This is a genomic window from Rhodococcus shunpengi, from assembly GCF_048381395.1.
GTDB lineage: Bacteria > Actinomycetota > Actinomycetes > Mycobacteriales > Mycobacteriaceae > Rhodococcus.
In genome coordinates this window covers 83,640-107,347 of sequence record NZ_JBLWIU010000039.1, presented here as the reverse complement: position 1 = coordinate 107,347, position 23,708 = coordinate 83,640, and the positions used below count along the sequence as shown (strand labels likewise).

The window sequence follows — 23,708 nt, the reverse complement described above, 5'->3', positions numbered from 1 at the left end:
ACCGACACAGGACTAATCCGCGTCTCCCACCGCATCGGCATCGACGCCTTCCGCGACGGCGATCACATCGCGCACCAACTGTGCGAGACCGTCGGCGCCGAGTTGGGGCAGCATCCCCGGTACGAGGCCGTTCAAAACCACCGAGACGAGCGCTTCCGCGGTGAGCGCACCGCCGGTCGTGGTGGCCATGGTGTCCAGACGCTGGGCGAACTCGCCGAGTGTGACCTCGCGCTCACCGTGCCAGAAGGCGACGGTGTCCGGGGCCACCGCGGCCGCTGCCGCCACGAGTGCCGGAAGATCGGCGACGGTGCGTGCCTTCTTCGGCCGGGCCGCCCGCGCCCGCTCGGCATCCGTGCGGATGTCGATCGAACGGAGGACGACCTGCGGGTCGGCGCTGACGGCCTCGAGGATCCGGACGAAGCGATCGCCGAAGGCCTCGACCGTCGCGGCGTCGAACAGTGCCGTGGCGTAGGTGAAGGTCACATCGAGCGCGGTCAGCGCTCCCGACTCGGAGAACCGTTCGACCACCGTGCACTGCAGGTCGAACTTCGCCTGGTCGGCGCCCGTCTCGAGCGCGGCCACCTCGAGCCCCGGCAGGGCGAAGGTGCCCGTGTCGATGTTCTGGAAGGTGAGCATCGCCTGGAACAGCGGGGTGTACGCGCTGTTGCGTCGCACACCGAGACGTTCGACGACCCGCTCGAACGGCACGTCGGCGTTGCCGAACGCCGCGAGGTCCTTCTCCTTGGCCTGTGCGAGCAGCTCCGCGAAGGTCGCCGAACCGGCCACCCGGGTGCGGAGCACGAGGGTGTTGACGAACATGCCGACGAGGTCGTCGAGTGCTTCCTCACCACGACCGGCGGTCGGTGTACCCACCGCGATGTCCTCGCTGCCCGACAGTCGGGCGAGCAACACCGCGAAGGCGGCGTGCATCGTCATGAAGACCGTCGCGTTGTGCTCGCGGGCGGTCTTCTCGATGCGCTGCGCGAGTTCCTCACCGATCGTGAAGGTGAACGACTCACCGACGGTGGACTGGCGGGCGGGACGCGGACGATCCGTGGGCAGGGCGAGAACCTCCGGGACACCGGAGAGTTCGTCGGCCCAGTAGTCGAGCTGACGCGACAGCTCGCTCTCGGGATCGTCCTCGGAGCCGAGGATGCTCTGCTGCCACAGCGTGTAGTCGGCGTACTGGACCTCGAGCGGTTCCCAGCCCGGGGTCTCCCCCGCGGCGTGCGCGAGATAGGCGGTCATCACGTCGCGCACGAGCGGACGCATCGAGTACCCGTCGGCGCTGATGTGGTGCGCCACGACCGCGAGGACGTGCTCGTCCGCGGCGAGACGCAGCAGCGCGACCCGCACCGGCGGGACCGATGCCGTCACGTCGAATCCGCTGCCGAGGACCTCGGTGAGGCGGTCGACGAGCTCGTCGGTGGTCACGTCCACCGGGGCGAGCTCGGGCACGGCCTGCGCGACCGGCAACACGACCTGCACCGGACCGTCCCCGCTGTCCGGGTAGACGGTGCGCAGCACCTCGTGCCGGGCGAACAGGTCGGCGACCGCTGCGCGCAGGGCGTCCACGTCGAGCGCACCGGTCAGGCGCACGGCGACGGGGATGTTGTAGACACCCGATTCGGGATCGACCCGGTTCAGGGTCCACATGCGCTGCTGTGCGAGCGAGAGCGGCACCTGCTCGGGGCGCGGGACGGTCGTGAGCGCCGGACGGGCGCCCTCGCCCACCGACGGCCGAATGCGGGCGGCGAGCGCGACCACCGTGGACGACTCGAAGACGGTCCGGACCGGCACGCGGGTGTCGAGTGCGGCACCGAGCCGGGCGGCGAGCTGCGTCGCGAGCAGCGAGTTGCCACCGAGTTCGAAGAAGTCGTCGTCGAGACCGGCCCGCTCGACACCGAGCAGTTCGGCGACGGTCGCCGCCACGATCTCCTCGACGGGATCGGTCGGGGCGCGGAACTGCCCCGCGTCGAGTTCGGGGTCGGGCAGGGCCCGCCGGTCGAGCTTGCCGTTGGTGTTCAGCGGCAGCGCGTCGAGTTCGACGAAAGCCGACGGCACCATGTACGACGGCAGTCGCTCCGCGAGCGCCGTCCGTGTCGCACCGGCGTCGAACGCCCGTGTCGCACCGGCGTCGAACGCCCGTGTCGCACCGGCGTCGAACGCGTCGGTGGTCGGAACGACGTACGCGACGAGACGGTCGCCGAGGTGGGCGGTGTTGCGCACCAGGACGGCGACGTCCTTCACGTCGGGCAGCTCGCGCAGGACGGTCTCGACCTCGCCGAGTTCGATGCGGTAACCGCGCACCTTGACCTGGAAGTCGGCCCGGTCGAGGTATTCGAGGCGACCGGCACGGTTCCACCGGACGATGTCGCCCGTGCGGTACATGCGTCCGCGCCCGTACGGGTCGGCGACGAACCGGTCCGCGGTGAGATCGGGACGGTCGTGGTAGCCCCGCGCGAGCTGGGCACCCGCGAGGTACAGCTCGCCGGCGACGCCCGGAGCCACCGGCCGCAACCGGTCGTCGAGGACGTAGACGGCCGTGTTCCACTCGGGCACACCGATCGGGACGACGGTGCGGTCGGCGTCGTCGACCTCGTGGACGGTCACCGAGACCGCAGCCTCTGTCGGCCCGTAGAGGTTGTACAGCGTCGCAGTGTTGTCCGCGCGGAACTGCTGGGCCACCGCCGCGGGCAGCGCCTCACCGATCGCGAGTATCCGCCGCAGCGACGGCGCCACCGGACCGGCCGCGACCGTCATCAGCATCGACAGCATGGACGGAACGGTGTGCAGCGTGGTCACCTGCTCGTCGCGCAGCAGCGTGAGCAGGTAGTCGGGATCGCGGTGTCCGTCGGCGGTGGCGATCACCAGGCGGGCACCGGAAGTGAGCGCCGACCAGAACTCCCACACCGACAGGTCGAACGTCGCGACGGTCTTGAGCAGCACCGCGTCGTCGGACCCGATGCCGAAATGCTCACGCTTCCACAGCAACTGGTTGACGATCGCGGCGTGGGAGACCGCGACACCCTTGGGGCGTCCGGTCGAACCCGACGTGAAGATCACGTACGCCGTGTTGCCCGGCCGCAGCGGAGCGGGCCGGTCGCCGTCGGTGATCGGGTCGTCCGGAAGCCCGGCGAGGTCGAGACGGTCGAGTTCGACGACCGGCGCGGTGCCGTGCTCGACCCGATCGCCACTCGTCGTGACGATCGCGACGGGAGCGGCCGTGTCGAGGATGTAGGTGTTGCGCTCGGCGGGCTGGTCCGGGTCGACCGGCACGTAGGCCGCGCCGGTCTTCGCGATCGCGTACATGCCCACGAGCAGCTCGGGCGAACGACGGATCGCCAGCGCGACCCGATCCTCCGGTCCCACACCGAGACCCAGCAGGTGCCGGGCGAGACGGTTGACAGACGAATCGAACTCGCCGTAGGTCCACTGCCGGCCCTCGTACACGAGCGCGACGTCGTCGCGGTGTGCGGAGACCTGCTCGTCGAACAGACCGACGAGGGTCGCCCCGGTGTCGATTCCGTGAGCGGTGTCGTTCCATGCGCCGAGCACCGCGTCGCGCTCCTGCGGCAGGAGCAACGCGTGATCGCCGACGGGCAGTGCCGGCGACTCGACGAGCGCTTCGAGCAGCTGCTCGAACCGGGCCGCGACGGCTTCCGCGGTCTCGCGGTCGAACAGATCCGTCGCGTAGGTGAGGATCGCGTCGATGCCCTGCGGCGCGCCGTCGTCGCCGTAGCTGTCGGCGACGATCAGGTGCATGTCGAACTGGGCGGTGCCGCCCTCGAGATCGATCGGTTCGATGTCGAGACCGGGCAGGGCGAGTTCGGAGCGGCTCTGGTTCTGGAACGAGAAGCCGACCTGGAACAGCGGGTGCCGGGCCGTCGAGCGGGCGGGGTTCAGGACCTCGACGAGACGTTCGAACGGCACGTCCGCGTGCGCGAAGGCCTGCAGATCGGTTTCCCGTGCCGCGGACAGCAGTTCGTCGAAGGACGCACCACCGTCGACCTCCAGCCGGAGCACCAGCGTGTTGACGAACATGCCGATGATGTCCTCGGTGGCCTGCTCGGTGCGACCTGCGATGGGGGTGCCCACCGCGATGTCCGTCGAGCCGGACAGGCGCGCGAGCAACGCCGCGAAGGCCGCGTGCACGGCCATGAACACGGTCGCGTTCCGGTTGCGCGCCAGGTCGCGCAGCTCCCGGTGCAGATCGGCGCCGATGGTGAACTCCACGCGGTCGCCGCGGAAACTCTGCTGCGCGGGCCGCGGACGGTCGAGCGGCAGGTCGAGCTGGTCGGGCAGGTCGGCGAGCGCGGTGCGCCAGTAGCCGAGCTGCTCGGCGGCGGTGGACTCCGGATCGCCCTCGGAGCCGAGGACCTCCCGCTGCCACAGCGCGAAGTCGGCGTACTGCACCTCGAGCGGCGCCCACGCCGGATCGCTGTCCGCGGACCGGGCGGCGTAGGCCGTCATCACATCGCGGACCAGCGGCACCATCGACGAGCCGTCGGCGCTGATGTGGTGGACCACGGTGACGAGGACGTGATCGTCGTCGGCGACGCGAAGCAGATGCATCCGCACCGGCACGTCGACGGTGACGTCGAAGCCGGCCGCGGCGATCTCCCGCATCCGCGGTTCGAGATCGGCGGCGGTGACGTCCACCGGTTCGAGCTCGGGCCGAACCTGAGAGGCAGGCAGGATGCGCTGCACCGGACCGGATTCGGTCTCGGGGTAGACGGTGCGCAGGGACTCGTGCCGTGCGACGAGGTCTGCGACCGCGGCACGCAAGGCGTCGACGTCCAGTGCGCCCGTCATCCGCAACGCGAACGGGATGTTGTAGGCCGTCGAGTCGGGATCGAACCGGTTGAGGAACCACATCCGCTGCTGGGCGGGAGACAGCGGGATCGACTCCGGCCGGGTGCGGGCCGTGAGCGGCACCCGAGCGCCGCGACCGGATTCCTGCTCGACCCGTGTCGCGAGTTCCGCGACGGTGGACGCCTCGAACAACGTCCGCACCGGCACCTGCGCGTCGAGCGCGGCACCGAGCCGGGAAACCACCTGCGTCGCGATCAGCGAGTTGCCACCGAGCGCGAAGAAATCGTCATCGGCACCGATCCGGTCGACACCGAGCACATCGGCGAACACACCCGCCACGATTTCCTCGATCGGGGTGCTCGGCGCGCGGAAACCACGCGTCTCGAACACCGGCTCGGGCAGCGCCCGTCGATCGAGCTTGCCGTTGACCGTCAGCGGGATCGCGTCGATCACCACGAACGCCGAAGGCACCATGTACTCCGGCAGAACCACCGCGACACCGCTGCGCAGCGCCTCGGTGTCGATCGACATACCTTCATGCGCAACCACATAGGCGACGATCCGCGCCGCCCCCGGAGTGTCCTCGCGCACGATCACCGCCGCGTGCGCGACCTCGTCCTGCGCGAGCACCGCAGCCTCGACCTCACCGAGCTCGATGCGGAAACCACGGATCTTCACCTGGTCGTCGGCACGCCCGAGATATTCGAGATCGCCCGAGACGACCCAGCGTGCGACGTCACCCGTCCGGTAGAGCAACGCACCATCGGACGAGAACGGATCGGCGACGAAACGTGCCGCCGACAACTCCGGACGGCGCAGGTAACCCCGCGCCAACTGGCCTCCGCCGACGTACATCTCGCCGGCCACACCCACCGGCACCGGCTTGAGCCGCCGGTCGAGCACGTACACCCGCAGACCCGCGATCGGCACACCGACCACACTCGCGGACGCGCCCTGCGCCAGCTCCGCACCGATCTCCCGGTACGACACGTGCACGGTCGTCTCCGTGATGCCGTACATGTTCACCAGGCGAGGAGCTGTGCCGATCCCCCGTCGCTGCGCTCGCCCCGCATCCCCGTGACGCTCGAACCAGCCGGCCAGACGCCGTGGCTCGAGTGCCTCACCACCGAAGATCACGTACCGCAGCGACAACTGTGCCTCGTCGGCCGCGACCCGATCGGCCTCGACCAGCTGGTAGAACGCCGACGGGGTCTGGTTGAGCACGGTGACCCGCTCGCGGATCAGCAACTCGCGGAAGGCTTCCGGCGAACGCGACGTGAAGTAGTCGACGACCACGAGGGTTCCGCCGTAGAGCAGCGGACCCCACAGCTCCCACACCGAGAAGTCGAAGGCATAGCTGTGGAACATCGTCCACACATCCGACGAGTCGAAGCCGTACACCGATTCGGTGTTGACCATCAGCCGCACCACATTGCGATGCGGGATCAGCACACCCTTCGGACGCCCGGTCGACCCCGACGTGTAGATCACGTACGCCAGATTCGTCGACGTCAGCGGGGCACGACGCTCCGCGTCGAGGATCGGTGCGTCGTCGACCTCCGACAGATCCAGACGGTCGATCTCGACGACCGGCACCGAGGCCGGGAACGCCACCTCGACGCCCGAAGTGGTCACGACCGCGACCGGCGTCGCGTCCGAGACCAGGAACTCGATCCGGTCGGCCGGCGAGTTCGGGTCGATCGGCAGATAACCGGCACCGGCCTCGAGCACCGCGAGCAGCGCCACGATCAGATCGAGCGAGCGCGGCATCGCGACCGCGACCAGATCCTCCGGTCCGGCACCGACATCGATGAGATGACGTGCCAGGCGGTGCACCCGCGCACCGAGTTCGCGGTAGGACAACTGCTCGTCACCGAACCGCACCGCCACCGCATCGCCACGTTCGACGACGCGCGCCTCGAACATGTCGACGAGTGTCGTGCCGGCCGGTGCGACGTCGTCGCCCAGCGAGTTCCAACGCGAGACGACCAGTTCGCGTTCGAAGTCGTCGACGATCTCGATGTCGCCGACCACCGCCGCCGGATCCTCGGCCACCCCGCGCAGGATGCGCAGCAGCTGCTCCGCGAACGCCGCGACCCGCAGGTCGTCGAACAGGTCGGTCGCGTAGGTGACGGCGAAGTCCATACCGGCCGCCGAACCGTCCTCGCCGACGGTCTCGGCGAAGGTGAACTGCAGGTCGAACTTGGCGGTGGGCGCCTCGTAGTCGACCGCCGCGGCGGTGACGCCGTCGAGGTCGAACTCGACCCGGCCGGTGTTCTGGAAGGTCAGGGCCACCTGGAACAGCGGGTGACGCGCCTGCGAACGCTGCGGGTCGAGGATCTCCACGAGCCGCTCGAACGGGACGTCGGCGTTCGCGAAGGCGTCGAGGTCGGTGTCGCGCACCTCGGCGAGGAGGTCCTGGAACCGGATGTCGTTGCGCACACCGACACGCAGCACGAGCGTGTTGACGAACATGCCGACGAGGTCGTCGAGGGCGGCCGCGCCGCGACCCGCGATCGGGGTGCCGATCGCGATGTCCTCGCTGTCGGACAGTCGCGCCAGCAGCACCGCCAGCGCCGCGTGCACGACCATGAACAGGGACGTGTTCCGCTCCCGGGCAAGGTTTTCCAGCGCCGAGTGCAGCTCGGGTTCGATACGGAACCGGCTGGTGCGTCCGGTGTTCGACGCGACCTCGGGGCGAGCACGATCCGACGGCAGGTCGAGCTGGTCGGGAAGGTCCGCCAGCTGCGCGGTCCAGTACTCCACCTGGCGCGAGAGCACCGAACGCGGATCGTCCTCGGAGCCGAGGACGTCGCGCTGCCACAACGCGTAATCGGCGTACTGCACCTCGAGCGGCGCCCAGTTCGGGGCCTCCCCGCGCGAACGGTTCGCGTAGGCGACCATGATGTCGCGCGCGAGCGGCCGCAGCGAGAAGCCGTCGGACGCGATGTGGTGGACCACGAGGAACAGCACGTGCTCACGCCCGCCGAGCGAGAACAGCACGACCCGCAGCGGCACCTCGCTCGTGACGTCGAAGCCGGCCGAGGTGAGCTGCTCCGCCCGCTCGAACAGGCTGCTCTCGGCGACCCGCTCGACGGGCAGCTCCACCGTGTAGGGCGGCTGCACCGACTGGTGGCCGACGCCGTCGATGTCCGGGTAGACCGTCCGCAGCGACTCGTGCCGCTCGACGACGTCGCCGAGCGCGGTGCGCAGCGCGTCGACGTCGAGGTCCCCGGTGAGGCGAACACCGACGGGGATGTTGTTCGCCGCGGAGGCCGGATCGAAGCGGTTGAGGAACCACATGCGCTGCTGCGCGGGCGACAGCGGGATCCGCTCCGGACGCTCGCGCCGTTCGAGGGCGGGCCGCGACCCGGCTCCCCCGAACTGTTCGACGCGGACCGCGAGGGCCTCGACGGTGGGGGCGTCGAACAGGGCACGGACGGGGACGGTCGTATCGAGGGCGTCGCCGAGACGGGCGACCACCTGCGTCGCCACGAGCGAGTTCCCACCGAGCGCGAAGAAGTCGTCGGTACGGCCGACGCGCGGGACACCGAGCACCTGCGCGAAGACACCCGCGACGATCTCCTCGACCGGCGTGCGCGGCGGCATGAACTCCTGCACCTCGAAGGTCGGTGCGGGCAGCGCGCGACGGTCGACCTTGCCGCTCGTGTTGAGCGGCAGCGAGTCGAGCACGACGATCGCCGCGGGCACCATGTACGACGGCAGTCGCGAGAGCAGCGCGGTCTTCACGTCCGCCGGGTCGATGTCGGCGCCGGCGATCGGCACGACGTACGAGACGAGCTGCGGTCCGGATCGGGGATCCTCGCGCACCACCGTCACGGCACGACCGATCGCGGGCTGCGAGGTGAGTGCGGTGTCGATCTCGCCGAGTTCGATCCTCAGACCGCGAAGCTTGACCTGCTGATCGGTGCGGCCGATGTAGTCGAGTTCGAGGCGGTCGCCGCCGGCGGTGCGCACCCACCGCACCAGGTCGCCGGTGCGGTACAGCCGACCACCGGAGGTGGAGAACGGGTCGGCGACGAAGCGTTCCGCGGTCAGGTCCGGCCGACCGTGGTAGGCGCGGGCGAGCTGCGCACCGGACAGGTACAGCTCTCCGGCGACGCCCACCGGGACGGGCCGCAGCCGCGCGTCGAGGACGCGGGCGGCGGTGTTCCACACCGGCGAGCCGATCGGCACCGCGGGGTGGTCGTCGGGTTCGGCGGTGCGGTGCATCGTCTGGATGGTGGTCTCGGTGGGACCGTAGAGGTTGTGCACCGGTGCTGCGCCGAGCTTGCGGAAGCGGGCGGTGCTCTCGCCGGAGAGACTCTCGCCACCGCAGAAGACGTGGGTGAGCGAGGCCGCGGCCTCCTCCCCCAGGTGCTCGAGCACCGCGTCGAAGACGGTCGGCACGAACTGGACGACGGTGATGCCGGCCCGGGCGATCTCGGCGGCCATTCCGGCGGGTTCGCGGTGCAGGCCCGGCGACGCGACGACCGTGCGTGCGCCGGCGTGCAGCGGCAGGAAGAGCTCCCAGACCGATGCGTCGAAGGTGACCGGCGTCTTGAGGAGCACACGATCGTCGGCGGAGAGGGCGAATTCGTCCTGCATCCACGACAACTGGTTGACCACCGCGCCGTGCGGCACGGCGACGCCCTTGGGGCGGCCGGTGGAACCCGAGGTGTACAGGACGTAGGCGAGGTGCTCGGCCCGCAACGGACGGATCCGCTCGTCGTCGCGGACGGGCGAGCCGTCGCGGCCGGAGAGGTCGACGGCGTCGATCTCGACGATCGGGATGTCCCCGAAACCGGTCCGGTCCCGGAGCTCGTCCCAGGATGCGACGAGAACCAGTGAGGGAGCGGAAGATTCGAGGACGTACGCGATGCGGTCGGCGGGCTGTTCGAGGTCGAGCGGCACGTAGGCGCCGCCGGCGGCGATCACCGCGTGGACGGCGACGAGCATGTCGACGGACCGGCCGATCGCCACACCCACCCGGGTCTCCGGGCCGACGCCCGACTCGACGAGATGGCGTGCGAACGCGTTGACCCGCTCCCCGAACTCGCGGTAGGTCAGCGGCGTCCCGACCGCGTCGGTGCCGGGCACGACGGCGAGGACATCGGGCGTGCGCTCGACCTGCGCATCGAGCAGCGCGGGCAGGGTCGCGGTCGTGCCGAGATCGGTGCGAGCACCGTGCGCGGCGGCGTCGACGGCGTCGCGTTCGCCGGCGGTGAGCAGCGGCAGTTCGTCGATCCCGGTGCCGGGAGTCTCCGTCGCGGCGGCGAGCAGACGGACGAACCGCTCACCGAGGACGTCGATCGTCTCGGCGTCGAACAGGTCGGTCGCGTAGGAGAGTTCGACGACCCACCCGTCGGACGATGCGCCCTCGGTGTCGGCGTCGAGGACCGTCATGACGAGGTCGAACTTGGACAGTCCGTTGTCGAGGGGCACGTTCGTCACCGACAGTTCCGGCAGCTGCAGCGACACCTGTCCGAGATTCTGGAAGGCCAGCATCACCTGGAACAGGGGGTTGTGCGCCTGGGTGCGGACCGGGGCGAGGACGTCGACGAGACGCTCGAACGGGATCTCGGCGTGGGCGAACGCGCCGAGGTCGACCTCGCGGACGTGGGCCAGCAACTCGTCGAAGGTGGCGGTGACGTCCACCCGGGTCCGCAGGACGAGGGTGTTGACGAACATGCCGATCAGGTCGTCGAGGGAGCGTTCGCCGCGACCGGCGATCGGCGTGCCGATCGCGATGTCGTCGGATGAGCTCAGACGCGCGAGCAGCGTCGCGAGCACCGCGTGCACGACCATGAATTCGGTCGTGCGCCGCTGCTGCGCGAGACGTTCCACCGCGGCGCGCAGGTCGGGATCGATCGTCAGCCGGGTGACGGCACCGCGGTACGACGCGACCGCCGGACGCGGCCGGTCCGTGGGCAGGCCGAGGCTCTCCGGCAGGTCGGCGAGGGTGTCGGTCCAGTAGCCGATCTGGCGGGCCAGCACCGACTCCGGATCGTCTTCCGCGCCGAGCACTTCGCGCTGCCAGAGGGTGAAGTCGGCGTACTGGATCTCGAGCGGGGTCCAGGCCGGAGCCTCGCCCTGCGCCCGGGCCGCGTAGGCGATCATGATGTCGCGGGTCAGCGGCACCATCGAGAAACCGTCGGCGGCGATGTGGTGCAGGACCGCGACGAGCACGTGCGAGTCGGGTCCGGTCTCGAACAACCGCACCACCATCGGCACGTCGCGCACGACGTCGAAGGTGGTCGCCGCGAGTGCCCGCAGTTCGGCAGGCAGGCGGTCTGCGTCGATGCGGGTGACGGTCAACTCGACCGGCACCTCCGAGACCGGCAACACCTTCTGGTAGCCGTAGCCGTCGACGTCGGGATAGACGGTGCGGAGCGATTCGTGCCGTGCGACGACGTCGCGCAGCGCGGTCCCGAGCGCAGCGACGTCGAGCGCACCGGACAGGTGCACGGCCACCGGGATGTTGTTGACCGCGGACTCCGGGTCGAAGCGGTTGAGGAACCACATGCGTTGCTGCGCGAGCGACAGCGGAACCCGTTCGGGGCGGCGTCCGGCGACGAGCGGTGTGCGGGCCGCACCCGACGAGTCGGCCTCGACGGCGGCGGCGAGAGCCTCGACGGTGGACGCCTCGAAGATCGCGCGCAATGCCACTCGGCCACCGAGGGATTCGCCGATGCGGGAGACGGCCTGTGTTGCGATCAGCGAGTTGCCGCCGAGCGCGAAGAAGTCGTCGTCGAGACCGACGCGGTCGAGTCCGAGGACGTCGGCGAAGACCGACGCGACGATCTGTTCGACCGGGGTCGTCGGGGCGCGGAACTCCTTGACCTCGAAGATCGGGGCCGGCAGGGCCTTGCGGTCGAGCTTGCCCGACGATCCGAGCGGGAACTCGTCGAGCACGACGTAGACCGACGGCACCATGTAGGCCGGCAGCGAGCCGGCGAGACGACGCGAGACCGAGGTGGTGTCGAGCGACCGGCCGTCGGCGGCGACGAGATAGGCGACGAGGTGCTCACCGGAGTGGGCGTCCGAGCGCACGAGCACGACGGCCTGATCGACGTCGTCGAGCGCGAGCAGAGCCGTCTCGATCTCGCCGAGTTCGATGCGCAGACCGCGCAGCTTGACCTGGAAGTCGGTGCGGCCGATGTATTCGAGTTCGGCACGCGCCGTGCGTGCGTCGGAGGTCTCCCGGGCGACCCACCGCACGAGATCGCCCGTGCGGTAGAGCCTCTCCCCCGCCCCGTACGGCGAGGCGACGAAGCGTTCCGCCGTCAGATCCGGCCGCGCCACGTAACCGCGCGCCAGCTGGACACCCGACAGGTAGAGCTCACCCGCGACACCGACCGGCACCGGATGCAGTCGGCCGTCGAGGACGTGGACGCCGGTGTTCCAGACCGGGACGCCGATCGGCACCGACACCGCGTCGGCCGCGGTGACCTCGTGGTAGGTCACGTCGACGGCCGCCTCGGTGGGGCCGTACAGGTTGTGCAGGCGAGCGCCCGGCAGGATCGACCGCAGGCGTGCGGCGACCGAGGCGGGCAGTGCCTCGCCCGAGGCGAAGACCATCCGCAACGACGAGGCCGAGGCCGCGGCGTTCTCGGCGACGAAGACCGCGAGCATGGACGGCACGAAGTGCGCGACCGTGACGCCGCGGTCGGCCATGACCCGGGCGAGATAGGCCGGGTCCCGATGACCGTCGGGAAGTGCGATCTCGAGTCGCGCACCGATCTGCAGGGGCCAGAAGAACTCCCACACCGACACGTCGAAGGTGAACGGCGTCTTCTGCAGGACCACGTCGTCGCGACCGAGGCCGTACTCGTCCTGCATCCACAGCAGGCGGTTGACGATTGCGCCGTGCGGCACCGCGACACCCTTGGGCCGTCCCGTCGAACCGGACGTGAAGATGACGTAGGCGGTGTTCGCCGGCGTGAGCGTGGCGATGCGATCGGCATCGGTGATCGGGCCGGACGGCAGGTCGGACACATCGAGCGTGTCGATCTCGATCGTGTGCGCGGCCGCGGTCGACCCGAAGGCGTCGCGGGTGGTGGTCAGCACCGCGACCGGCGCCGCCGTGTCGAGGATGTACGCGTTGCGGTCGGCGGGCTGATCGGGGTCGAGCGGCAGGTAGGCGCCGCCGGCCTTGACGATCGCGTACATGCCGACGAGGAGGTCGAGGGATCGCCGCACCGCGAGTCCGACGGTCGACTCCGGTCCGACACCCTGCGAGATCAGATGGCGGGCAAGGCGGTTCACTCGCGCGTCGAAGTCCGCGTAGGTCAGCTGCTCGCCCTCGAAGGCCACGGCCGCGGCGTCGGGATCCGTCGCCACCCGGGCGTCGAACAGGTCGACGAGAGTGGCCGGTTCCAGCTCGTGCGCGGTGTCGTTCCACGATTCGAGGACCGCGAGTCGCTCGTCGGCGTCGAGCAGGTCGATGTCGCCGACGACGACCTCGGGTTCGCGCACCACGGCCTCGAGGATGCGGACGAAGCGATCGGCGAATCCGCGCACCGTCGCGTGATCGAACAGGTCGGTCGCATAGGTGAACGCCGCTCCGAGACCGTTCGGCGTGCCGTCCTCCGCGAAGTCCTCGGTGAGGGTGAGCTGCAGGTCGAACCTGGCGACCGCCGTGTCGATGTCGAGCACGTCGAGGGTCAGGCCACGCAGTTCGACGTGCGCGGCGCGCAGGTTCTCGAACGAGAGCATCACCTGGAACAGCGGGTGCCGGGCGGTGGAGCGGGTCGGGTTGAGCACCTCGACGAGCCGCTCGAACGGCACGTCGGCGTGGCCGAAGGCGCCGAGCGCCGCATCGCGTGCCCGTGCGAGATGCGCGGTGAACGGCCTGCCCGAATCGACATCCGTGCGCAGCACGAGGGTGTTGACGAACATGCCGATCAGGTCGTCGAGCGCCTGCTCGCCGCGACCCGCGACCGGGGTGCCGATCGCGATGTCGTCCTGACCGGACATCCGCGCGAGCAGCACGCTCAGGGCCGCGTGCACCACCATGAACAGCGATGCGTTGCGGGTACGTGCCAGCGCCACGAGCTCGCGGTGCAGTTCCGGATCGATCGGGAAGTCCACGGTCGCACCGGAGTACGACTGCACTGCCGGCCGCGGACGGTCGGCGGGCAGATCGAGCTGATCGGGCGCACCGGCGAGGGTGCGACGCCAGTAGTCGAGCTGGCGGGAGATCAGCGACTGCGGATCGTCCTCGGACCCGAGCACCTGCCGTTGCCACAGCGTGTAGTCGGCGTACTGCACCGGCAGGGGTGCCCACGAGGGCTCCTCCCATTCGGTGCGGGCGGTGTAGGCGACCATGATGTCGCGCGCCATGGGGCCGGTGGACCAGCCGTCGGCCGAAATGTGGTGCACGACGAGAGCGAGCACGTGTTCCTGGTCGCCGAGTTCGAACAGTTCGGCGCGGATCGGCACGTCCGACGTCACGTCCAGGCCGGTGAAGACCAGGCGGCGCACGGAGGCCGGCAGCTCGTCGGGGGTGATCCGGGTCGGGGTCAGATCCGGCACGACCTCCGCCGCGGCACGGACGACCTGGTGCGGTCCGTTCGGCGAGTCGGGGAAGACGGTGCGCAACGACTCGTGCCGATCGATGACGTCCATGATCGACACCTGCAGTGCGGCGACATCCAGTTCGCCGGTCAGGCGCAGCGCCATCGGGAGGTTGTAGGTGGACGACCGCGGATCGAAGCGGTTGAGGAACCACATGCGCTGCTGCGCAAGCGACAGCGGAACACGTTCGGGCCGCGACATCTTCGTCAGAGCGATGCGCGCTCCGCGACCTGCCTCCTGCTCGACGCGCACCGCCAGGGCCGCCACCGAACTGGATTCGAACAACGCCCGCACCGGCACCTGCGCGTCGAGGGCGACACCGAGCCGGGAGACGACCTGCGTGGCGAGCAGCGAGTTGCCGCCGAGCTCGAAGAAGTCGTCGTCGAGACCCACGCCCTGGACGCCGAGCACCTCGGCGAAGACGTTCGCGACCGTCTCCTCGATGGGGGTGGTCGGGGCACGGAACTCGCGGTAGCTGATGCCGAGATCGGGTTCGGGCAGGGCACGGCGGTCGAGCTTGCCGACCGGGTTGAGCGGCACCTCGTCGAGCACGATGATCTGCGAGGGCACCATGTACGACGGCAGCGAGCGGCCGACGTGATCGGCGAGTTCGGCAGGATCGATCTGCTCGTCCCCGTGCACGTATGCGACGAGTGCGGTCTGACCGGACGGCATCTCGTGTCCTACGGTGGTCGCGAAGGCGACCGAGGGGTGGGTCAGCAGCGCGGCGTCGATCTCCCCGAGTTCGATGCGGTAGCCGCGGACCTTGACCTGGAAGTCGGCGCGTCCGGCGAACTCGATGCGGCCCTGCTCGTCCCAGCGCACGATGTCGCCGGTGCGGTACATCCGGGTTCCGCTCGCGCCGAACGGGTTCGCCACGAACCGGTCGGCGGTGAGTGCCGGGCGTCGGTGGTAACCCCGGGCGAGCACGTCGCCCGCGAGATAGAGCTCACCCGCGACACCGGCGGGGACCGGGCGGAGCCGGCTGTCGAGGACCAGGGCGTGCACGCCCGCCACAGGCCGTCCGATGGTGATCGGCCCGGACGGTTCGAGCAGAGCGCGCGTCGAGACGATCGTGGTCTCGGTCGGTCCGTAGGCGTTGTAGAAGCGACGGCCGGGCGCCCAGCGGGAGACGAGGTCGGCCGTGGACACGTCGCCACCGACGTTCACGACGCGCAGAGCGTCGAGTCCGCTCGGGTCGACGGAACCGAGCACCGCCGGGGTGATGACGGTGTGGGTGACGCCGGTGCGTTCGATGAGCGCGCGCAGTTCGGCGCCGCCGTAGACGGACGGCGGTGTCACGACGAGTTCGGCGCCGGTGGACCCGGCCAGCGTCCAGTCGAGGACCGTCGGGTCGAAGCTCGGCGAGCAGATGTGCAGGAGCTTCGATTCCTCTGTCACGCCGTACAGTTCGACGGTCTCGCGGACGAGACCGGCGAGGCCGCGGTGGGTGACGGCGACGCCCTTGGGCTTGCCCGTCGAACCGGAGGTGTAGATGACGTAAGCGGTGTGGTCGAGGCGCAGCGGCGCAGCGCGGTCGGCGTCGGTGAGTGGGCCGTCCGGGTAGGACGCGCACGCGTCGACGAACTCGGGGTCGTCGAGGCGGATCCACTCGGTGGCCGAGGGCAGACCGGTGGCGTACTCCCCCGTCGTCAGACCGAAGACGGCCGACGAGTCGTCGAGCATGTGGGTGACGCGTTCGGCCGGGTACTCCGGGTCGACGGGCGTGTAGGCGGCGCCGGTCTTGGCGACCGACCACACGGCGAGCACCATCTCCCACGACCGCGGGAAGGCCAGCGCGACGATGCCGTCGGGCCGGGCACCGCGCTCGACGAGCCGTCGGGCGATGCGGTTCGACCACGTGTCGAGTTCGCGGTAGGTCAGGACGGTGTCGCGGTCGCGGACGGCGACGCGGTCGGGATGGTCGACGGCGCCGGTGGTCAGCAGCTCCACCAGGGTGCGGGCCTCGGCGGGCTCGGGCCCCGTCGCCGTGAGCAGGCGTTCGGCCTCCCCGGGCGAGAGGATCGCCAGGTCGCCCACACAGGTCGACGCATCGGCGACGATCCCGGCGAGGAGCCGCGCGAAGCGTTCCGCGAAGACCGCGACCGTCGCGGCGTCGAACAGGTCGGTGGCGTACTCGAACAGGGCGTCGAGGCCGGCGGGCTCGCCGTCGTCACCGGTCTTCTCGGTCACCCACAGCTGGATGTCGAACTTGGAGATCGGCACGTCCAGTTCGGCGCCGACGGCGTGGACTCCCCCGAACGAGACGTCGCGCGCGGTACCCGGTTCGAGGGACAGCGCGGCCTGGAACAGCGGGTGCCGCGCGGTCGAGCGCGGCGGGTTGAGCACCTCGACGAGACGCTCGAAGGGGACGTCGGCGTTCGAGAACGCCGTCAGGTCGGTCTCCCGGACGCCGGCGAGGTAGTCCTCGAACGACACGCCGGGATCGACCCGGGTGCGCAGGACGAGGGTGTTGACGAACATGCCGATCAGGTCGTCGAGATCCTTCTCCCCGCGGCCTGCCACGGCGGTGCCGATGGCGATGTCGTCGGAACCGCTGAGGCGGGACAGCAGCGCCGCGTAGGCCGCGTGGACGACCATGAACAGCGACGCGTGCTGCTTGCGGGCGAGGTCGACGAGACCGCGGTGGGTCTCGGCGTCGATCGCGAAGCGGTGCTTGTCGCCGTTGTAGGAGGAGACGGCGGGCCGGGTCCGGTCGGTGGGCAGGTCGAGCTGGTCGGGCAGACCGTCGAGCTCGTTCACCCAGTAGTCGAGCTGTTGCGCCGCAACGGAATTCGGGTCGGCCTCGTCGCCGAGGGCCTCGCGCTGCCAGACGGCGTAGTCGGCGTACTGGACGGGAAGCGGCGTCCAGCTCGGCTTGTTCCCCTCGGCGCGGGCGCTGTAGGCCGTGACGACGTCGCGGGCGAACGGGCCGAACGAGGAGCCGTCGGCGGCGATGTGGTGCAGCACCATCGCCAGGACGTAGTCGTCGGGGGCGAGCCGGTACAGCGCGACACGGAAGGGGACGTCGCGGACGACGTCGAAACCGCGGCTCGCGAGGTCGACGACGGCCGCGTGCAGGCCCTGCTCGTCGACGTCGATCGGCTCGAGCGGGACGACGACCTGCTCGACCGGAAGGATCGTCTGCTGCGGTTCGCCGTCCACCTCGGGGTAGACGGTCCGCAGGCTCTCGTGCCGCGCCACCACGTCGGCGAAGGCGTCGGACACCGCTGCGGCATCGACGGCGCCGGTGAGCCGCACCGTGAACGGAAGGTTGTAGGCGGCGGTGCTGACGTCGAAGCGGTTGAGGAACCAGATCCGTTGCTGCGCAGTCGACAACGGCAGCACGTCGGGTCGCGGACGAGCGACGAGCGGGGACCGCGCGCCGGTACCGATCTGCTTGGCGAGCCGGGTCGCGAGACCCACGACGGTGGACGCCTCGAACAGCACGCGCACGGGCACCTGGGTGTCGAGCGCAGCTCCGATGCGGGAGACCACCTGAGTGGCGACGAGGGAGTTGCCGCCGAGTTCGAAGAAGTCGTCGTCGAGACCGACACGTTCGACACCGAGGACCTCGCCGAACGCTTCGGCGACGGCACGCTCGGCGGGAGTGCGCGGCTCACGGAAGATGCGGGTGCTGCTGAAGACCGGCTCCGGCAACGCCTTCCGGTCGAGCTTGCCGCTCGTGTTGAGCGGCAGCGCGTCGAGCACCATGAGCGACGCCGGAACCATGTACGACGGCAGCGACCGGCCGGCGTGGTCGGCGAGATCGGAGGTGTCGATGGTGCGGCCGGGAGCCGCGACGACGTACCCCACGAGCTGGTCGCCGGTGGGGGTCGCCACCACGAGCACGACGGCCTGCGAGACCGCGGGGTGCGCGAGGAGCACCGCTTCGATCTCGCCGAGTTCGATGCGCTGGCCGCGGAACTTGACCTGGAAGTCGGTGCGGCCGATGTATTCGAGCAGACCCGTGCCGTCGGCGGCGGTCTCCCACCGCACCAGGTCGCCGGTGCGGTACATCCGCTCGCCGGGCGCCCCGAAGGGATCGGCGAGGAAACGGTCGGAGGTCAGGTCGGGACGGTCGAGATACCCGCGCGCGAGCTGGATTCCGGCGAGGTACAGCTCGCCGGGGCGGCCCACCGGCACCGGACGCAGCCGCCGGTCGAGGACGTATGCGCGGCTGTTCCACTGCGGGACGCCGATCGGGACGCTGTGCACGTCGCCGGGAGCGGCCCGGTGGTAGGTGATGGAGACCGCCGCTTCGGTGGGGCCGTACAGGTTGTGGAGCCCGGCCGGGCACATCCGCGCGAAGTCCGCGGCGGTCTCGGACGGCAGGGCCTCACCGATGACGAAGACGTGGCGCAGCGAATCACACGTTCCCGCAGGCGCGTTCGCGACGAAGACGGTGAGCATCGACGGCACGAAGTCGGTGATCGTGACGCCGTGCTCGGCAATCTTGTTCGCCACGTAGACCGGGTCGCGGTGTCCGTCGGGTGTCGCGATCACGAGGGTCGCGCCGACGCGCAGGGGCATGAAGAAGCCCCACAGCGACACGTCGAAGGTCGTCGCGGTCTTCTGCAGGTACACGTCGGTGGAGGTCAGACCGTACTGGTCGTTCATCCACTGGATCTGGTTGTCGATCGCCACGTGGCTCACGGCCACGCCCTTCGGTCGGCCCGTCGAACCGGAGGTGAAGATGACGTAGGCGGTCGTGTCCGGCAGGATCGGTCCGCGTCGTTCGGCGTCGGTGAGCGGCGTCGTGCCGAACCGCGAGTGGTCGAAGGTGTCGACGTCGATCGTGGGGATGCCTTCGGGCAGCGTCACGTCGTCGCGTGCCGTGGTAAGCACCGCCGCGGGGCGGGCGGTCTCGAGGATGTAGGCGGTGCGATCGGCCGGGTGGTCGGGGTCGATCGGCACCCAGGCGCCACCCGCCTCGACGATCGCGTACATGCCGACGACGAGCTCGAGCGAGCGTCGGATCGACAGGCCGACGAGGGACTCGGGACCGACACCGAGACCGACCAGTGCCCGGGCGAGGCTGTTCACCCGCGCGGCGAATTCGGCGTAGGTCAGCGATTCGCCTTCGAAGACCAGCGCGGTTGCCTCGGGGGAGGTCGCGACCCGGTCGTGGAACTCCGCGAGCAGGTCACGGCGATGCACGGGATGGTCGGTGCGGTTCCAGTCGCGGACGACCCGGTCGAGTTCGGTGCCGCCGGCGAGCGGGATGTCCCAGACGGGCCGGTCGGAAGCCGAACCGACGAAGCGGTCGAAGAACTCGACGAACCGCGCGTGGTCGGAGGCGGCCCGATCGGGTCCGTAGAGATTCGGGTTCGACTCGAAGTCGATGTGGGTGTTGTCGCCGCTGGTGTAGACATTGACGCCGAGATCCTCGATCAGACCGGTCGACAGGATGTTGATCCGTCCCACCATGTCGCCGAGTCGGACCTCGTTGTCGAACAGCATGATGTTGACCCACGGCCCGAAGAAGGTGGACTGTGCTCCACCCGCGGAGGTCGCGGCGCGGTCGCGGACGATGTCCTCGTGCCGGTAGCGCTGGTGGCGCAGCGCGCCCGAGACGGCAGCACCCGACGCCGCGATGAGGTCGTGCACGGTGGTCTCGTCGGTCACGCTCAGCCGGAGCGGGACGACGTTCGAGACCATGCTGCCGGAGCGGCGCAACAGGGCGGTCGTGCGAGCCGCGACGGGCAGGCTCAGGACGACGTCGGTCTGCCCGGTCATCTGGGCGACGTAGGCCGCGAACGCCGCGATGACGGCGGTCGCGAGGCTCGTGTTCTCCCGCTCGGACAGCTGCTCGACACGGCGTTCGGTCCCGTCCGACAACGCCGCGCTGTCGATGCGGCTGACCGGCGCGGGCGCCGCGGTGCGGCCGGCGAGGCTCGTGGGCTCCTCGATGCCCTCGATCTGCTGCGCCCAGTACTCGCGGTCGTCGGCGAACCGCTTCGATCCGCGGTACTCCATCTCGACGTCGTAGACCTTGCGCAGATCGGACGCGAGGCTCGGGGACGGTTCGACGCCGTCGACCGACGCCGTGTAGAGCTCGGCGATGCGGGTCATGAAGGTCGCGGCCGCGAAACCGTCGAGCGCGAGATGGTGGACGCGGTTGTACCAGAAGTAACGACGGTCACCGATGCGCAGGACCGTCGCGGAGATCAGCCGGTCGCGGAGGACGTCGACGGGGCGGCTGCGGTCGTCGCGCATCCAGTCGAGGGCGGCCTGACGGGGGTCGGGTTCGCCCCGCAGGTCCTCGTAGCCGACGGAGTCGTCGAGGGTGGGATCGACGAGCTGGTAGGGCTGGGCGTCGACCTCGATGAACCGGAGGAAACCCGATCCCATCTCGCGGGCGGCGCGGACGCTCGCGGCGTGCAGCAGGTCGAGGTCGAGGTCGCCCTCGAGTTCGACGTACTGAGCGATGTTGGCGGGCACCGTCGGGTCGACGTGCTGGGCGAACCACATTCCCAGCTGTGCCGGCGAGAGCGGAAAGGCACCGGGCGGCACGACGCCCCGCGAGTTCCCCGCTTCCGATCCGCCGTTACCCAGCGAGTCCAATCCCCAACCTTTCTCTCACCGTCGCGCAATCCCCCATCGGCGGTAGCTTGCGCAGCGCACAACCCTCTCGGTTTATCTGCTGAGCAGGTGAGGATCGTTACGGCGTGGTCGGGCGGTAGAACTCTCCGCAGGACCGGACGCAGCAACGGATCCCCAGCCTGTCGGCCGAGGCGCCCGAAGCAGGTTACCCGCCGGTCATCACCGGAGCCCATGACATACGCATCGGCCCCAATCTACAGGGTGCCCGCCCGGGCGCCGACCGACTGTCACCGAGTGCCGACGGTCACGTCCACGCCACGGCGATGATCACATTGAGAATGCCCAGACCACCGGCGACATGGGCGAGGGTCGCGGTCGAGCCGGGATTCTGCTTCTCCTTCTTCAGGCCGATGAACGCGACGACGAGCACGGCGAGGGCGACCAGCAGCTTGATGCCGATCTTCATGTGGTTCACCTCGACGACGTCCTGCGCCTCCCGGAGACCGACCAGGGCCAGACCCGTCACGACCTGCAGGATGGCGCCGTGCAGCATGCCGGCGACGACGCGCGGTTCCTTGATGACCGCGAGCCACGAACCGATGATGCCCGCGAGGCCGATGAAGTGCAGGATAAGGAAGATCTTGATGGCGATGTCCATGGGCGCAATCCGACCATTCCGGGCGTGGGCTGTCCAGTAAGGCGACACTCAGCGAGTGCCCGGGATCACGCCTGGCTGCGGTACCAATCGAGCAGGTCCGGGTCGTCGATCGCGGTGCGGTCCACCGCCCTGGCGGGATCGGCTCCCTGCAGGATCCGTTTGAGGGGAACCTCGAGCTTCTTACCGGTGCGGGTGTGCGGCACCCCGGGCGCGGCGACGATCTCGTCGGGCACGTGCCGGGGCGAGGCGTGCTCGCGCACGGCCGCACGGATCCGTTCCTTCAGGTCGTCGGTGAGCGTGGCGCCCTCGGCGAGGACGACGAACAGCGGCATGCGGTACGTGCCGTCGGGTCGTTCGATGCCGAGCACGAGCGACTCGACGATCTCGGGGAGGGTCTCCACGGCCTGGTAGATGTCGGCACTGCCCATCCGCACGCCGTGACGGTTGAGCGTGGAGTCGGACCGGCCGTGCATCTCGAATGTGCCGCGCTCGGTGATCGTGATCCAGTCGCCGTGCCGCCACACGCCCGGATAGACGGAGAAATAGGAGTCGCGGTAACGACTACCGTCCGGGTCGTTCCAGAACCGCACCGGCATGGACGGCATGGGAGCGGTCACGACGAGTTCGCCGACCTCTCCGCGCACCGGTCGGCCCGCCTCGTCGAAGGCGTCGACCGCCACACCGAGGCAGGGCACCGAGATCTCCCCCGGCCACACCGGCACGGTGGGGACGGCCCCGACGAAGGCCGTGACGACATCGGTCCCGCCGGAGATGGACATCACCTGCACGTGCTCCCCCGCGTTGTGCGCCAGCCACGACGACGAGGAGGCGGGCAGCGTCGACCCGGTGACTCCGACGCCTCGGAGGGCCGACAGATCGTGGTCGTCCTGCGGAACGACACCGGCCTTGATGCAAGCCAGCACGTATCCGGGGCTCGTCCCGAGTACCGTGACGTTCTCGTCGGCCGCGATCCGCCACAGGCGATCGACCTCGGGATGGGACGGGGCGCCGTCGTAGGTGACGACGGTGCACCCCACGAGCAGCCCCGAGAGCAGGAAGTTCCACATCATCCAGCTGGGGCTGGTGTACCAGAGGAAGCGGTCGCCGGGACGGAGGTCGAGGTGCAGCGACAACGCCTTGAGGTGCTCGAGCAGCACACCGCCGTGGCCGTGCACGAGGCCCTTCGGCGGGCCGGTGGTGCCCGAGGAGAAGACCACCCACAGCGGGTGGTCGAAAGCGACGGGCAGGGGGTCGAGGTCGGCGTCGCCGGAGACGGCGTCCTGCCAGTCCAGGACGGTCCCGTTCCGTCCGGCCGTGTCCGATGGCGGCTCGCCGGCCGTGTCGAAGGACGTTCCGCCGTCCGACACGACGACGGTCAGGGCGAGGCCGGGCATCGCGGCGCGGAGGCGGTTCACCTCGTCGACGCGGTCGTGCCGCCGTCCTGCGTAGCGGTACCCGGTCGCCGTGACGAGTGCCCGCGGTTCGATTCGGCCCAGACGGTCGATCGCCGCGGGCACGGCGTAGTCCTGTCCGCAACCCGCCCAGACGGCCCCGATGCTCGCCGTGGCGAGCAGGGCGACGATCGCTTCGGGGATGTTCGGTAGGTAACCGACGACACGGTCGCCTTCCCCCACCCCGTGCGCTCGGAGGGTCGCGGCGAGCGCGGCCGTGCGGCGTTCGAGTTCGGCCCAGCCGATCTCGCGCCGGTGTCCCTCCTCGTCGAGATGGACGACGGCGGCCTCGTCCGGGGGACGCTCCCGGAAGACGTACTCGGCGAAGTTCAGTCTCGCGCCCGGGAACCACACGGCGCCGGGCATGGCGGCGTCGGCCAGAGCCGGGCCGGGATCGGTGTGGGAGACGACGTCGAAGGCGTCCCACACGGCCTGCCAGAAATCACCGGGTTCGTCGACGGACCACTGCCACAACGCCCGGTAGTCGGGCAGGTCGAGTCCGTGTCTCTCCTCGACGAACCGGGTGAACCCGGTGACGTTCGCCTGCTCGATATCGACGTCTGTCGGCGTCCATTGCGGTTCCACCACAGTTCACCTCCGGTCCGGGACCGTATCCGAACACGCCCGAAGGCCCCGCTCGGGCCCGACAGGAGGTGGTG

3 protein-coding genes are annotated in these 23,708 nt (G+C 70.0%); all 3 read right to left on the bottom strand.

Translation table 11 applies throughout. The annotated features are described in order from the left end of the window. Window positions 1–12: 12 nt before the first annotated feature. On the bottom strand, window positions 13–20,961 hold the full coding sequence (locus ACNJ7K_RS27550) for a non-ribosomal peptide synthase/polyketide synthase (protein ID WP_487042644.1): 20,949 nt from the start codon (window positions 20,959–20,961) through the stop codon (window positions 13–15). Between the two features lie 283 nt (window positions 20,962–21,244). Continuing rightward, complete coding sequence (locus ACNJ7K_RS27545; protein WP_016696138.1) at window positions 21,245–21,598, bottom strand: hypothetical protein; 354 nt, start codon at window positions 21,596–21,598, stop codon at window positions 21,245–21,247. A 65-nt stretch (window positions 21,599–21,663) separates the two neighbouring features. After that, window positions 21,664–23,634: an acetoacetate--CoA ligase gene (locus tag ACNJ7K_RS27540; RefSeq protein WP_120279972.1), complete on the bottom strand. Its 1,971-nt coding sequence runs from the start codon at window positions 23,632–23,634 to the stop codon at window positions 21,664–21,666. Between the last annotated feature and the right edge of the window lie 74 nt (window positions 23,635–23,708).

What these genes read in the sequence shown, in the direction of transcription:
- ACNJ7K_RS27545 (WP_016696138.1), bottom strand. Translation starts at nt 21,598, where the DNA reads ATGGACATCGCCATCAAGATCTTCCTTATCCTGCACTTCATCGGCCTC.